Annotated in this window: 14 protein-coding genes and 1 other RNA gene; 9 read left to right on the top strand and 6 right to left on the bottom strand. The window is 74.5% G+C overall.

The genetic code is table 11. The features are described from left to right. Nucleotides 1–60: 60 nt before the first annotated feature. Both ACIBNE_RS10720 and ACIBNE_RS10715 read left to right on the top strand, forming a co-directional pair. Nucleotides 61–1,494, top strand: a complete 1,434-nt coding sequence (locus ACIBNE_RS10720; RefSeq protein ID WP_399271114.1) for a hypothetical protein — start codon at nt 61–63, stop codon at nt 1,492–1,494. Nucleotides 1,495–1,682: 188 nt separating this feature from the next. Then, nucleotides 1,683–1,862, top strand: a complete 180-nt coding sequence (locus ACIBNE_RS10715; RefSeq protein WP_399271113.1) for a hypothetical protein — start codon at nt 1,683–1,685, stop codon at nt 1,860–1,862. 69 nt (nt 1,863–1,931) lie between these two features. Here ACIBNE_RS10715 and ACIBNE_RS10710 read toward each other — a convergent pair whose 3' ends face one another. Then, complete coding sequence (locus ACIBNE_RS10710; RefSeq protein WP_399271112.1) at nt 1,932–3,293, bottom strand: Bcr/CflA family multidrug efflux MFS transporter; 1,362 nt, start codon at nt 3,291–3,293, stop codon at nt 1,932–1,934. A 43-nt stretch (nt 3,294–3,336) separates the two neighbouring features. Between ACIBNE_RS10710 and ACIBNE_RS10705 the strand changes: the two genes are divergently transcribed. Next, on the top strand, nt 3,337–4,335 hold the full coding sequence (locus ACIBNE_RS10705; RefSeq protein ID WP_399271111.1) for a Gfo/Idh/MocA family protein: 999 nt from the start codon (nt 3,337–3,339) through the stop codon (nt 4,333–4,335). Here the strand turns inward: ACIBNE_RS10705 and ACIBNE_RS10700 are convergent. After that, nucleotides 4,332–5,969: an alkaline phosphatase D family protein gene (locus tag ACIBNE_RS10700; RefSeq protein ID WP_399271110.1), complete on the bottom strand. Its 1,638-nt coding sequence runs from the start codon at nt 5,967–5,969 to the stop codon at nt 4,332–4,334. The two genes, ACIBNE_RS10705 and ACIBNE_RS10700, sit on opposite strands and share 4 nt — an antisense overlap. Nucleotides 5,970–6,075: 106 nt before the next feature. Here ACIBNE_RS10700 and ACIBNE_RS10695 point away from each other — a divergent pair, with 106 nt between their 5' ends. Together ACIBNE_RS10695 and ACIBNE_RS10690 are read left to right on the top strand one after the other, a co-directional pair. Then, nucleotides 6,076–6,819 (top strand): SDR family oxidoreductase, encoded by a 744-nt coding sequence (locus ACIBNE_RS10695; RefSeq protein WP_399271109.1) that lies wholly within the window; start codon nt 6,076–6,078, stop codon nt 6,817–6,819. Between the two features lie 318 nt (nt 6,820–7,137). Next, nucleotides 7,138–8,028, top strand: coding sequence for a PhzF family phenazine biosynthesis protein (locus ACIBNE_RS10690; protein WP_399271108.1), 891 nt, complete (start codon nt 7,138–7,140; stop codon nt 8,026–8,028). Nucleotides 8,029–8,080: 52 nt separating this feature from the next. Here the strand turns inward: ACIBNE_RS10690 and ACIBNE_RS10685 are convergent, their stop codons facing one another. Next, nucleotides 8,081–8,404: a nuclear transport factor 2 family protein gene (locus ACIBNE_RS10685; RefSeq protein ID WP_399271107.1), complete on the bottom strand. Its 324-nt coding sequence runs from the start codon at nt 8,402–8,404 to the stop codon at nt 8,081–8,083. 103 nt (nt 8,405–8,507) lie between these two features. Next, entirely contained in the window at nt 8,508–9,536 is a 1,029-nt protein-coding gene (locus ACIBNE_RS10680) for a hypothetical protein (protein WP_399271106.1), read from the bottom strand. 198 nt (nt 9,537–9,734) lie between these two features. Here ACIBNE_RS10680 and ACIBNE_RS10675 point away from each other — a divergent pair, with 198 nt between their 5' ends. Next, the gene (locus tag ACIBNE_RS10675) at nt 9,735–10,109 is read left to right on the top strand and encodes a hypothetical protein (RefSeq protein ID WP_399271105.1); all 375 of its coding nucleotides are present in this window, start codon (nt 9,735–9,737) and stop codon (nt 10,107–10,109) included. Between the two features lie 15 nt (nt 10,110–10,124). On the opposite strand, the gene rnpB is transcribed toward ACIBNE_RS10675, so the two are convergent. Then, an RNA gene (gene rnpB / locus ACIBNE_RS10670) (RNase P RNA component class A) lies at nt 10,125–10,525 on the bottom strand. Nucleotides 10,526–10,603: 78 nt separating this feature from the next. Here rnpB and ACIBNE_RS10665 point away from each other — a divergent pair. From ACIBNE_RS10665 to ACIBNE_RS10655, 3 genes are read left to right on the top strand one after another with little or no spacing between them, the layout of a single operon-like run. After that, nucleotides 10,604–11,389 carry a MerR family transcriptional regulator gene (locus ACIBNE_RS10665; protein ID WP_399271104.1) on the top strand — a complete coding sequence of 262 codons (786 nt, stop codon included), beginning with the start codon at nt 10,604–10,606 and terminating at the stop codon, nt 11,387–11,389. Next, complete coding sequence (locus tag ACIBNE_RS10660; RefSeq protein WP_399271103.1) at nt 11,386–11,646, top strand: hypothetical protein; 261 nt, start codon at nt 11,386–11,388, stop codon at nt 11,644–11,646. The genes ACIBNE_RS10665 and ACIBNE_RS10660 overlap by 4 nt, the downstream gene beginning before the upstream one ends. Continuing rightward, nucleotides 11,643–12,482, top strand: coding sequence for a hypothetical protein (locus ACIBNE_RS10655; RefSeq protein ID WP_399271102.1), 840 nt, complete (start codon nt 11,643–11,645; stop codon nt 12,480–12,482). The genes ACIBNE_RS10660 and ACIBNE_RS10655 overlap by 4 nt, the downstream gene beginning before the upstream one ends. Here ACIBNE_RS10655 and ACIBNE_RS10650 read toward each other — a convergent pair. Then, nucleotides 12,433–13,875: an RNB domain-containing ribonuclease gene (locus ACIBNE_RS10650; protein ID WP_399271101.1), complete on the bottom strand. Its 1,443-nt coding sequence runs from the start codon at nt 13,873–13,875 to the stop codon at nt 12,433–12,435. The genes ACIBNE_RS10655 and ACIBNE_RS10650 overlap by 50 nt on opposite strands. Nucleotides 13,876–14,028: the final 153 nt, after the last annotated feature.

Below are 14,028 nucleotides of genomic sequence, written 5' to 3'. Positions count from 1 at the left end.
CGCCCGGAGCCGTCCGGGGCGAGCCGTCGGGACGCGGGGCGCTGGGCACACGGGGGAACCATGAAGTTCGGGATCGCTCGTGCCGTCGGGGGCCCGCGCAGGTTCCGGGTCGTCGCCCACGACGTGCCGCTGGGGCGGCGGCTCCTGCGGCTCGGGCTGACCGCGGTGGGGTTCGCGCTGGCCGCGCTGCTGGTGCTGGCGGTCTTCGGCGACGGCGGCGCGCGGCGCGAGACGCCGCCCGTCGAGCGGCCCGGCGCGTCCGTCGAGCCCGTCCCCTCCCCCGTGACCAGGCTCACCGTCCCCTCCGGCTTCGCGACGGACCGCGGCTGGGAGGTCGCCCAGGCGTCCCCGGAGATCGCGCTGGCGCGGACGGCCGGGCTCGTGGCGTACCTGGAGCGGGTCTCCGACGACGGGTTCCGGCTGCGCACCGTGGCGGCGGCGAGCGGGAAGGCCGGCTGGCGCAGCGAGCCCTTCAGGCCCGCGGACCGGGCCCACTACCCGGGGCTGCTGTCGCTGACGCGCGGCGGGCGGGAGTACTTCGTCGCCTGGTCGTACGGGAAGGTGGCGGGCGACGCCCTGACGAAGGCCGCGCAGCCGATCGTCTCCCTCGACGTGTACGACGCCCAGGACGGCACCCGGCAGCGGGCCGAGCTGCCGTGGCCCGGCGTGCCGACCGTGACCGTGGCGGGGCCGTCCGTCGTCGTCACGGACGGCCGGGCGCGGGCCGCGCTGGTCGACCCGGTGACCGGCGAGGTCGGACAGGTCCCGGCGGCGGCGCTCGGCTTCCCGAAGGGGTGCGCACAGTGCCGCGGGTCCGCCGAGGTGCTGGGGCAGACGCCGAAGGGGCTGCTGGTCGGCGGGGGCCGGGAGTTCTGGGTGAGCGGGGCGTGGTCGAGCCGCGACCGGGCGCCCGCGGGGACGGACGCGCGGTCCGGTACCGCGACGGCCCTGACGCCGCGGCAGGTGCTGGCGCGCTGGCACAAGGCGCGGGGTGCGAAGCGGGCGGCGACGCACGACGTGTGGGCGGTGCACGACGGGGCGAGCGGGCGGGTGGTGGCCACCGCGGAGTGCCACAAGCCTGCGATAGCGCCCGGTGAGCACCCGGAGGCGGTCCTCTCGCCGGACGGGCGGTTCCTGGTCGCCGGGAACCTGGCGTTCGACCTCGCGCGCGCGAAGGGGTTCTGCTTCGAGAACGCGGACGGTTCGCGGCCGCTGACGCTCACCACGGTGGGCGACGCGGGGCTCGCGTACGGCGCGCGGGCCGCGCGCAACGCGGCGGACGCGCTGGCGGGCGGGGGCGCGCCGGTCGCCGTCGACCTCACGGAGACCGGCGACCGGGGCCTGCCCGAGCCGGTCGGCCTCGCGCCGAGCGTGCGGCTGCCGGGCGCGGTGGTGCCGGGGGCCGGGCTGTTCCGGTGGACGGACCCGCGGGGGCGCGAGCACTTGATCGCGTACGCGGAGAAGCAGGCGGAGGAGAAGGCGGAGGAGCAGTAGGGGCGGCCGGGAAATCAGTGGAACGGCGCTCCGCGCGGGGCTACCGTTCCCCTGCCCGTACCCCTCCTCCGAAGGACACGCCGTTGTACATCCGGTGAGAAACCCCGAGCGCTGATCCGTCGCGCGTCGCGCAACTGGTGCGACGTGCCCCTTCCAGCTGAGCTCCTCTCCCCGGAACGAGTGTGTCCATGTCCAGAACCTGGTCGAAGAACCGTCCCTTCCCGCCCACCTGCGCGGGGCAGCGCCGCCCGGCCTGGCAGTCGCCGTACGGCCCCGCGCCCCACCGCTCGCGCCGCGCCCGCTGGTCCCCGGTCCCGGGCCTGAGCGGCGCGCTCGTGCGCGAGAGGTGGCGGGCCCGCTCCCGCTGAGTGCCGCTCGCGCGGTTGCCCGCACCCCTGAAAAGGGGCGCGGGCAACCGCGCGATCCTGTGACGCCCCCTAAAAGGCGCGCTCGTCCTTCTTCCGGCACAGGAGGAGGAAGCACCCCAGCGCCACCACTCCGCATCCCACCTGCACCGCGGCCATCGGCACCGCGGTGCCCTCCCCCGCGACCCCCACCAGCGGCGAGGCCACCGCGCCGATCAGGAACGACGACGTGCCCAGCAGCGCGGACGCCGACCCCGCCGCGTGCTGCGTCCGCATCAGCGCGGACGCGTTGGTGTTCGGCATCACCAGCCCCATCGAGGACATCAGCACGAAGAGCCCCACCGCGACCGGCACGAGCCCGACCTCGCCGAAGAGCCCCGCCGTCATGAGCAGCAGCGCCGTCGCCGCCAGCGTCATCACGACCAGCCCGACGAGCAGCACCTTGTCCGTCGAGACCCGCCCGACCAGCAGCTTGCCGTTGACCTGGCCGACGGCGATCAGGCCCACCGAGTTGACGCCGAACAGCAGCGAGAAGGTCTGCGGCGAGGCCCCGTAGATCTCCTGGACGACGAAGGGCGAGGCCGTGATGTACGCGAAGAGCGCCGCGAAGGCCAGGCCGCCGGCCAGCATGTAGCCGGTGAAGACGCGGTCCGCGAGCAGCCCGCGCATGGTGCGCAGCGCCTCGCCCACGCCCCCGCTGTGGCGCCGCTCGGGCGGCAGCGTCTCGCCCAGCCACTTCCACACCACCAGGGTGAGCAGCACGCCCACGCCCGCCAGGACGTAGAAGACGCCCCGCCAGTCGGTGACCCGCAGCACCTGCCCGCCGATCAGCGGGGCGACGACCGGGGCGACGCCGGAGATCAGCATCAGGGTGGAGAAGAAGCGGGCCATCTCCACGCCGTCGTACAGGTCGCGGACCATCGCGCGGGCGATCACGATGCCGGCCGCGCCCGCGAGGCCCTGGAGCAGCCTGAAGGCGATCAGCAGTTCGACGGAGGGCGCGAAGGCGCAGATCAGGGTGGCGACGACGTACACGACCATGCCGACGAGCAGCGGCGAGCGCCGTCCCCACCTGTCGCTCATCGGGCCGACCACCAGCTGCCCGAGCGCCATGCCCGCGATGCAGGCGGTGAGGGTGAGCTGGACGGTCGCGGAGGGCGCGGCCAGCGAGCCGGTGACCTCGGGCAGGGCCGGGAGGTACATGTCCATGGAGAGCGGCGGCAGGGCGGTGAGGCCGCCGAGCGCCAGGGTGACGAGCATCCCGGCCCGGCGCCCGCCGGCCGCCGGGGCCTGGGCCCCGTCCGCCGCCAGGTCCCGCGCGGCGGACCTGGCCGGGATCACGGCGGCGGACTCCGGGGACGCGACCGGGGTCACGGCCTCCGGGGGCACCGCCCCGGGTATGTGTTCCTGCTGGGTGGGACCGCTCTCCGGCATCTGTCTCTCCAAGTCGTTGAATCCGCATCTATGCTCTCAGGCCATGACTCCTGAGAAGACCGTGCGGTGGGGCGTACTGGCTACGGGCGGCATAGCCGCGGCGTTCACGGCCGACCTGAAAGAGCTGCCGGACGCGGCCGTGGTGGCGGTGGCCTCCAGGACCGCCGCGTCGGCGAAGGGCTTCGCCGAGCGCTTCGGGATCGAGCGGGCGTACGGGGACTGGGCCTCGCTCGCCGCGGACCCGGACGTCGACGTGGTGTACGTCGCCACCCCGCACTCCGCGCACCTCGCCGCCGCCCGCCTGTGCCTGGAGGCGGGGAAGCACGTCCTGGTCGAGAAGGCGTTCACGCTGAACTCCCGGGAGGCCGAGGAACTGGTGGGCCTGGCCCGCGAGCGCGGGCTGTTCCTGATGGAGGCCATGTGGATGTACTGCAACCCGGTCGTCCGCCGCCTCAAGGAACTGGTCGACGGCGGGGCCGTGGGCGAGGTCAGGACCGTACAGGCGGACTTCGGCCTCGCGGGCCCCTTCGCGCCCGACCACCGGCTGCGGGACCCCGCGCTCGGCGGCGGCGCCCTGCTCGACCTCGGCGTCTACCCGGTCTCCTTCGCCCACCTGCTGCTCGGCGAGCCCGACCGCGTCCAGGCCGACGCGCTGCTCTCGCCCGAGGGCGTCGACCTGAACACGGGCGTGCTGCTCGGCTGGGACCGCGGCGCCACCGCCCTGCTGTCCTGCTCGATCACCGCCGACACCCCGATGACCGCGTCCGTGACGGGCACGGAGGGCCGCATCGACTTCGAGCGCGGCTTCTTCTACCCGGAGCGGCTGACCCTGCACGGGCCGGACGGTTCGGATCCGCGGACGTACGCGATCGAGGGGGACCGGCACTCGCTGCGGTACGAGGCGGCGGAGGTGATGCGGGCGCTGCGGGCGGGCGAGACGGAGTCGCCGCTGGTGCCGCTGGACGGCAGCCTGGCCGTGATGCGGACGCTCGACGCGGTGCGGGACCGCATCGGCGTCCGCTACGCGGCCGACCGGTCCTAGGCGGGCTTGAGGCCCTGGTCGCCGACCTCCGTCACGAAGGAGGCGGCCGTGGTGATCGGCGCGCCCGGCTTGGTGACACCGGAGACGGTGCGGAAGTCGGCGCGCGCCCGCTCGGTGCCCAGGGTCACCTTCACGTATCCGCGCCGCCCGTTGTAGAACTTCATGTGCGGGTTGGCCCGGGTGAAGTTGTCCCAGTTCGAGGGCTTGTCGGCGCCGTCCTTGCCGCTGCTGATCGAGGTGGCGACGATCTCCGTGCCGACCGTCCGCGACGCGGGGTCGTCGAAGTCGGCCTTGAGGTCGAAGCCGTAGCCGACGTGCACGTCGCCGGTGAGGACCATGAGGTTGTCGACCCCGGCGGACGCGGCGCCGTCCAGGACCCGCTTCCTGGAGGCCGGGTAGCCGTCCCAGGAGTCCATGGAGAGCTTGAAGTCGGGGCGCGGGACGTCGCGCCGCTGCGCGAAGGTCACCTGCTGCGGCACGACGTTCCACAGCGCCCTCGACTGCCGCCAGCCGTCGATGAGCCAGCGCTCCTGGGCGGCGCCCGTCATGGTGCGCGTCGGGTCCTCGGACTCCGGGCCCGGGACCTTCCAGCCGTCGCCGTACGCCTGGTTGGAGCGGTACTGGCGGGTGTCGAGGATGTCGAACTGGGCGAGGCGGCCGAACTGGAGGCGGCGGTAGAGCCGCATGTCGGGGCCGGTGGGGCGCTGCGGGGCGCGCAGCGGCTGGTTCTCCCAGTACGCGCGGTAGGCGGCGGCCCTGCGCAGCAGGAACTCCTCCGGCGGCACGTCGTTCTCCGGGTCCTGGCCCGCGTAGTTGTTCTCGGTCTCGTGGTCGTCCCAGGTGACGACGAAGGGGTGCGCGGCGTGCGCGGCGCGCAGGTCGGGGTCGGACTTGTAGAGCGCGTACCGCAGCCGGTAGTCCTCCAGCGTGAGGGTCTCGCGGTTGAAGTGCGCGGGCAGCCTGCGGTCGGTGTAGGCGCGGGCGCCGCCGGTGGCGGTGACGGCGTACTCGTAGAGGTAGTCGCCGAGGTGGAGGACGACGTCGAGGTCCTCCTCCGCGAGGTGCTGGTACGCGGTGAAGTAGCCGTCGTGGTACGCCTGGCAGGAGACGGCGGCGAGCTTCAGCTCGGACACGCGGGCGCCGCGCGCGGGGGCGGTGCGAGTGCGGCCGACGGGGCTGAGCCAGCTCCCGGCGCGGAAGCGGAAGTAGTACGTGCGGTCGGGGTCGAGCCCGCCCGCCTCGACGTGCACGGCGTGGTGGAACTCCGGGTGGGCGGTGACGCGTCCGCGCCGCACGACGCGCCGGAAGCGCTCGTCGCGGGCGAGTTCCCACCTCACCGTTATGCGCGCCTTGGGCAGGCCGCTGTCCGCCTCGTACGGGCGCGGGGCGAGTCTGGTCCACAGGAGCACGGATCCGGGCATCGGATCCCCGGACGCGACGCCCAGCGTGAACGGGTCCTCCTTGATCCGCGCGGCGTCGAACTCGGCGGCCTGCGCGGTGCCGGGCAGGTTCACGGCGAAGGCGAGGGCGGCGGCGGCACCGGTGCCGGTGAGGAACCTGCGGCGGGCCAGCCGGCGTGCCGCGGCGCGGAGTTCGGGATCGTGGGACTGCTGGGACGTACGCGCATGTGTCATGCACGCATTGCAGCGGGACGCGACAGCGCAGGCCTGACACGTACACAACACTCAGATGGCGGACGGGTGAGATCCGGGTGCCGGGCCGTCCCGTACCCTCCCGCGCATGTCGAAGATTGCGGTGGTTACGGGAGCGGGTTCGGGCATCGGCCGCGCGGTGGCGCTCGCGCTGGCGGAGGCGGGCTGGTCGGTGGCGCTGGCGGGGCGGCGGGAGGCGCCGCTGCGGGAGACGGCTTCCGCCTGCGGGGCGGGCGCCCTGGTGGTCCCGGCGGACGTCGCCGATCCGGCTTCCGTGGACGGGCTGTTCGCGGCGGTGCGGGAGCGGTGGGGGCGGCTCGACCTGCTGTTCAACAACGCGGGGACGTTCGGCCCGGGGAACGTGCCGCTGGAGGACCTGGCGCACGAGGCGTGGCGGCACGTGGTGGACGTGAACCTCACGGGTGCGTTCCTGTGCGCGCAGGGTGCGTTCCGGCTGATGAAGGAGCAGGATCCGCAGGGCGGCCGGATCGTCAACAACGGCTCGATCTCGGCGCACGCGCCGCGCCCGATGTCCGTCGCCTACACGGCGACGAAGCACGCCGTGACCGGCCTGACGAAGTCCCTTTCGCTGGACGGGCGTCCGTACCGCATCGCCTGCGGCCAGATCGACATCGGCAACGCGGCGACCGACATGACGGAACGGATGCGGACGGGGGTGCCGCAGGCGAACGGGGAGACGGCGGTGGAGCCGGTGATGTCGGTGGCGGACGTGGCGGCGGTGGTCGTGCAGATGGCGGGCCTGCCGCTGGAGGCGAACGTCCAGTTCGCCACGGTACTCGCGACGAACATGCCGTACGTGGGGCGGGGTTAGGGGCGAGTGTGGGGATGGCGGGTGCGGGGGTGGCGGGTGTGGGGGTGGCGAGCCCGCTCGCGCCGGGTGGTCGCCTGCGGCCCGGTGGTGGCTCGCTCGCGCGGTTCCCCGCGCCCCTGACGGGGCGCCCGTGCTGGACGTGCCCGGTACGGCGGACCCCATGGGGGCGCGGGGAACCGCGCGAGAGTGGGGCAGATGCCGCACCTGCCCACCCACACCGAGCGGGCTCGCCCCAGAAACCCCCGCCCCAGAACCGCGCCCCCGCCCGGAGGGCAACGCCCCCGGGAATGCCCGCCGCACCCGCCACGTTCACGCGACATGATCACGGACGCACCCGCACCCGCCGCACCCCTCCACTACACCGCCTTCTCCACCGACCCCGCCGGAGGCAACCCCGCCGGCGTCGTGCTGGACGCCACCTCCCTGGACGCCTCCGCGATGCTCGCGACCGCCGCGGACCTCGGCTACAGCGAGACCGCGTTCCTGACCGCCCCGCCCGAGGGCCTGGACGCCGAGCCCGGACGGGGCTTCACGGTCCGGTACTTCAGCCCCCAGGCGGAAGTCCCCTTCTGCGGCCACGCCACCATCGCCACGGCCATCGCCCTCGCGGACCGCATCGGCCCCGGCGACCTCACGTTCGCCACCCTCGCGGGCACCATCCCGATCACCGTCACCCGCTCCCCCGCCGGGCACCTCCTCGCGACCCTCACCACCGTCGAGCCGCACACCGCCCCCATCGAGGACGCCGACGTCACCGAAGCGCTCGCCGCCCTCGGCTGGCCGGCCGCCGACCTGGACCCCGCGTTCCCCCCGCGCGTCGCCTACGCGGGCGCCCGCCACCTGGTGCTGGGCGCCGCGACCAGGGAGCGCCTCGCGGACCTCGCGTACGACTTCGAGCGCCTGAAGGCCCTCATGCTGAGGCTCGACCTGGTAACCGTCCAGCTGGTGTGGCGCGAGGCGGCGGACGGGACGACGTTCCACGTGCGGAACCCCTTCCCGGTGGGCGGGGTCGTCGAGGACCCGGCGACGGGCGCCGCGGCCGCCGCCTTCGGCGCGTACGCCCGCGAGCTCGCCCTGGTCCCCGGCGACGCGGTCCTGACCCTGCACCAGGGCGCCGACATGGGCCGCCCCGGCACGCTCACGGTGACGCTCACCGAGGGCGACCCGAGGATCAGGGTGAGCGGCACGGGCACGGAGATCCCCGCCTGAGGCCCAGCCCGAGGCCCCGCCCGCGCCCGCCCGCGCCCGTCCTGCCGCCCCCTCACGCCTGCCCGGTGTCGAACCGCGCGACCTTCCCGTCCTCCACGGTGAAGCGCCACGCGGTCCGCATCGCGCCCCACGTGTCGTTGCGGTAGAGCGCGACGAGCGAACGGCCGTCGTCCGACTGGGACTCGACGTCCATGTGGCCGCCCGAGGAGAAGACCTCCCGTTCGGTCCACTCCGTCAGGTCCCGGTCGGAGCCGTCGTCGGACATGGCCGCGCCCGGGGCGAGCGCGGCCCGGAACGCCTCCCGGTCGCCCGCGTTGATCGCGGCGACCAGGGCGCGCACGGCGGGGTCGGTGAGCTGGTCCACGGGAACGGTCACGGTGCCTCCAGGGGTACGGATCAGGGGTACGGATCAGGGGTACGGATGCGGACGTACCCCCACCCCTACACCCCACGACCCCCCGCACCGCCCCCGACAGGCCCTACGCCGCCGCGGGGGCCACCCGCGCGAACCACCGCGCGGCCTCGTCGGGTGCGAGCACCCGCTCCAGCACCAGGTCGCCCGCCATGTCGGGGAAGAACCGCCCGGACGGCCAGGTGTGCGGGTACGGCGGCGGGTCGAGGACCAGCAGCCGGGCGCCGTCCACGAGCGGGATGTCGGACGGGTCGCCCTCGTTCCAGACCCGCTCGCCGTCGGGCGCGGACATCATGAAGGAACCGGTGGTCAGGATCCGCTCGTGCGCCTGCCGGTCGCGGCAGACGTCGACCTCGGCGGCCGACGGCGCGTGCCCCGCGACATGCCCGCCGCCCACCAGCGCGTCGGCGAGCAGCGTGTGCAGCTGGAAGTTGTCGCCTATGCCGGATATCCGTACGGCGTAACCGGTGCCGCTCTCCCGGTGCAGCACCACCACCTGCTCGTCGTCCAGCACGCGCAGCGCGTACGCGAGCCCCTTAAACGCATCGCCCGCCACCCGCGAGACCCGGCCCAGCAGCGCGAGGGCCTCGCGCCTGCGCGCGGGGTCCACCGTGCGGCGCACGGCCGGGTGGTTGAGGTGGGCGAGGGCCGCCATCTGCCACTGCGGCATCCCCCACCAGCCCTCGGCGAGCAGGCCTCCGACCCGCTCCACGACCTCTGGCGAAGGCCCCAGGTCGTCGGGCATCGGCACGTCACCGCCCCCGCCCTCCTCCCAGAGGGCGCAGAACTCCAGCGCGTCCTCCAGCGATTCGCGCAGCCCGTCGAAAAGTCCGGGCGCGCTCAGCACGGGATCGGCCCCGCGCTCCACGCACGCCCCGACGATCACGGCCACCACGGCCCGCGGCCCGGCGGGCACCTGCGCGACCACCCCCGCCAACCGGGGCCCGGCCCCAGCCACTTCCCCCGCCCCGGCCCGCCCGAAGGTCTCCCGCAACCCCATGAAAGCCCGCCCGGTCCCCTCGGGGTCCCTGGCCAGCACCGCCGCCTCGAAATCCACTGCCGCACGCGCGAATTCGCCACTGTGTCCGTACACCATCCGCGCACCCTAACCGGGCGGCGTCCCGGCAGCGGCCCCGGGATCCGTGGCGGCCCCGCGCGCGGCGGGGGGCCAAGTCCCTGTTGGCGAGGTGTTGTTGATCCGTTGGTGCGGCTTCATAGCCTGGGTCCGGAACGTTCGGAGTTCAACGAGTTCTCCGGGCGCACGACGACACGATCGAACGGGGGACATCTCCACATGTCCAAGAACATCGCCGCACGCACCGCCACGGCCGTAGTGACCGCCGCCCTGGCCGCCACCGGAGTGCTCGTGGGCGCGGGTACGGCCTCCGCCGGCTCCAACGGGCAGCAGATCATCTTCAGGGACAAGGCTATGCCCAACTACCGCCACTCGGTCGAGCTCTACGGCTACAACCACAACGGCGAGGAGACCCTCGGCTGCTTCAACATCAACTCGGGCGGCACCACCTACATCTCCGGCTGGTGGTGGCGCGGCCCGCTGACGGTCAAGTCGTACAACAGCTACAACTGCCAGAACAGCTACAGCTGGGGCACCAACATCTCCGTGCCGTACTCCCAGAGCGACGACTGGGTCACCGTCACCGGCTACTAGTCATAGGTGGGGCGGCAGACGAGTCGGGCTGTACGCCGGGTTCTGTACCGCGGGTCCTCGCGGACGTCGCGGTGACGGCCATCCATCTAGGGCCGGTGTTGCCACCGGCCTCGTGCGGTCTACCCGCGGACTCGGGCGGGCAGCCCTCGAACGTCCGCGCAGAGCACGTTTCACGGTGCTCCTCTTGACCTTGCTCCAGGTGGGGTTTACCTAGCCGCCTGAGTCACCTCAGGCGCTGGTGGTCTCTTACACCACCGTTTCACCCTTACCCGGCGCCGAAGCACCGGGCGGTCTGTTTTCTGTGGCACTGTCCCGCGGGTCACCCCGGGTGGCCGTTAGCCACCACCTTGCCCTGTGGAGCCCGGACGTTCCTCGGGAGGTTCCGAAGATCCCCACGCGGCCGCCCGCCCGGCTCGTCTGCCGTGCCGACCATGCTACCCGCCGCACCGCCCGGTCCTTGACCCTGCCGCCGCGTCAACGTTTCTACTGGGGCCATGCGGATCGGAGAGCTCGCCTCACTCGTCGGCGTCACCCCGCGCGCGGTGCGCCACTACCACCACCGCGGGCTGCTGCCCGAGCCCAGGCGGCTGGGCAACGGCTACCGGGAGTACGGGCTGCGCGACGCCGTGCTGCTCGCGCGGATCAAGCGGCTCACCGAGCTGGGGCTCGGCCTCGACGAGGTGCGGGACGTCCTCGCCGACGACGCCGGGCGGGAGCTGGTGGAGGTGCTGGGCGGGCTGGACGCCGACCTGGCCCGGCAGGAGTCCGGGATCCGGGAGCGGCGGGCCAGGCTCGCCGTACTGATCCGGGAGGCCCGTGCGGGGACGCTGCCCGCGCAGGGGCCGTTCTCGCCGGAGCTCACCGCGCTCCTGGGGGACGTCGCGCGGGCCTCCGCCGGGCTGCCCGAGTCCCCCATGGCCGCCAGGGACCGCGAGATCCTGGCCCTCCTCGACACCGCGGGGACCCCCGAAGAGCGCGGGCGGCTGCTCGCCGCGATGCGGTCGGTGACCGGGGCGCCGGGCGCGGCCGAGCGGGCCCACGCGGTGTACGCGATGCTCGACGCCCTCGTGGACGCGGCGCCCTCCGACCCCGCGGTGGACGAGGCGGCCGCCGCGCTCGCCGCGCTCGTCCCCGTGGAGGCGCTGGGCGCGCCGGGCCGGGACGCCGAGCTGTCCGGGCCCGTCGTCGACGCGATGTTCGCGGACTTCGCGCCCGCGCAGGCCGAGGCCGTGCGGCGCGCGATGCGGATCGCCGCCGCCCGGCAGGACGGGCCGTCGTGATCCGGGCACCGTGGGGCGCCGCCGGGACGGGCGCGGCCTCGTACCGGATGCTGCGGAGCGCCGCAGGGTCGGGCGCGGCCTCGTACCGGGTGCAGCGGAGCGCTGCCGGGCCGGACACGGCCTCGTACCGGATGCGGCGGAGCACCGCCGGGACGGGGGGCAGCCTCGTGAACCGGATGCTGCGGAGCGCCGTCGGGACGGGCGCGGCCTCGTACCGGGTCCTGCGGAGCGCCGCCGGGTCGGGGGCGGGCTCGTGATCCGGGTGCTGCGGCTCGCCGCGTACGCCGTGCTGCCCGGCGAGCTCGTCCTGGTGATGTGCCTGGTCGCGGGCGTGCGGATACCCGGGGGCTTCCTCGTCGCCGCCGAACTGCTGATCGGCGCCCTGTTCCTCGCCGAGCTGTGGGCGTTCCAGCGGCTGCGACGGCGCCTGGGCGGTGCGCGGGCGGCCCTGGCGGAGCTGGTGCCGCGCCCGGTGCGGGCCCTCGTCGGGCACGAGCTGCGGCTGCTGGTGTCGCTCGCGCTGTGGGTCGCACGGCGGCGCCACGGCGTGCGGCCCGGCTCGCGGGCCTTCGGGCACGCGCGGGACCAGGCCGCCACGATGTACGGCTTCGCGTTCGTCTGCGCCGTGGAGACGGCCGGGATGTCGTACCTGCTCAAGGGGCTGCCCGCGGTGCACGCCGTGGTGCTCGTGCTCGACGTCTACACGGTGCTCTTCGTGCTCGGGCTGCACGCCGCCTCCGTGGTGCGCCCGCACGTGCTGGGCGGCGGTGCGCTGCGGCTGCGGCAGGCCGGGCACGTCGACGTGACGGTCCCGCTCGGGCTGGTCGAGGACGTCCGGTACGAGCCGCTGTTCACGCACCGCGCGAAGGAGGGCGAGCTGAACCTGGCGGTCGGTTCGCAGACCTCGCTCACGCTGCGGCTGCGCGAGCCCCTCGACGTACCGACGCTGCTGGGCAGGGCCAGGCCCGTGCACACCCTGCGCTGCCACGCGGACGACGCGCGGGCCCTGTACGCCGCGCTCAAGGATGCCGTCGCGGACCCGTTCACGCCGGGGCGAACAGCACCTTCGGCGCCCCCGGATCCGCCTGCGTGAGCCGCACCCTCAGCCGTTCCCCCAGCGGGAGCCGCGCCGTGCCGCCCTCGATCCTGGCGACCACCGCCGGGTCCTCCAGGTGGACCGTGCCGACGGCGGGCTCGCGCTCCTTCACGTCGACCACGTACGCGTCGAAGACCTCCCCCACCCGGTCCTTGAGCAGCGCGGCCTCGACGGTGTCGACGCACTCCCGCTCGACCGTGTTGGCCCGGCGCGAGCCCTCGGCCATCTCGCGCGGCAGCGCGTCGAGCGCGGCGCGCGCCCACTCCGGGGGCTCCTCGCCCGCGACGGCGGCCACGCACAGCTCGGCCGCGTACCGGTCGACGAGGCGGCGCAGCGGGGCCGTGCAGTGGGTGTACTCGTCGGCGACGGCGGCGTGCACGGTCGCGGCGGGGACGTTGCCGTCGGTGAAGACGGTGTAGCCCGCGCCGCGCAGCAGGGTCGTGCACTCCTGGAGGAAGGCGGCGTGCCGCGACACGCGCGGGTCGAGGGAGCGGATGACCTGGGCGTACGGGACGTGGTGCGGCCAGTCGATGCCGAGCGCCTTCGCGCTGTGCCGCAGCCGGGCGACGGCCCCGTCGGGGGCGGTGGGCAGGGTGCGCAGGATGCCGGTGCCGGCCGCGGTCATGAGGTCGGCGGCGGCCATGCCGGTGAGCAGGGAGATCTGGGCGTTCCAGCCGTCGGCGGGGAGCGGGGCGCGGTATTCGAGGGTGTACGCGCCGTCCAGCTCGACGATCTCCTGTTCGGGGACGTTGAGGGAGATCCCGCCGCGCTCCACCTCCAGGGCCTCGCGCAGCAGCCCGATGTCCTTGAGGAGGGCGAGGGGTTCCTCCGCGGTGCCCGCGTCGATCTGCCGCTGGACGCCCGCGTAGTCGAGCTTGGCGCGGCTGCGGACCAGGGCGCGGCGCACGTCGGTGGCGACGCGGCGGCCCTCGGCGTCCAGGTCGATCCGCCACAGCACGGCGGGGGCCGGCTGGCCGGGCAGCAGGCTCGCGGCGCCCTCGGAGAGGACCGCGGGGTGCAGGGGCACCTTGCCGTCGGGGAAGTAGAGGGTCTGGACGCGTCGGTGGGCCTCGGCGTCGAGGGCGCCGCCGGGGGTGACGTAGGCGGCGACGTCGGCGATGGCGTAGTGCACGCGGTAGCCGCCGTCGGCGCGGCGGGCGAGGTGCATGGCCTGGTCGAGGTCGACGGAGGTGGGCGGGTCGATGGTGAAGAGCGGGATGTCGGTGGCGTCGCGGCCCGGCAGGCGCGGGGACTTCGCGGCGTCCTCGGCCTCGGCGAGCACGGCGGCCGGGAACGCGTCCGGCACCTCCAGTTTCGTACGCAGTGCGCGCAGGGCGGCCCGCAGGGGCGCTTCGGCTGCGCCGGTCACGTGCATCTGGCGGCGAGGCATGCGTCGAGCGTATGGCGCGGGGCGGGGCGCGGCACTTCGGGCCTGTCCCGCGGGTCGTGGCGGCTCCGGGGACCGCTGACGGTCAGGACCGGGTGTGCGTGCCGGACCCCGCGGTCCAGCCGTGACCCGCAGGACAGGCCCTAGGCTTGCGGG

Source organism: Streptomyces sp. NPDC050504 (assembly GCF_044458065.1).
In the GTDB taxonomy this organism is placed as follows: domain Bacteria; phylum Actinomycetota; class Actinomycetes; order Streptomycetales; family Streptomycetaceae; genus Streptomyces.
The sequence above is the reverse complement of the archived record's forward strand: the minus strand, read 5'-3'. Positions and strand labels throughout refer to the sequence as shown.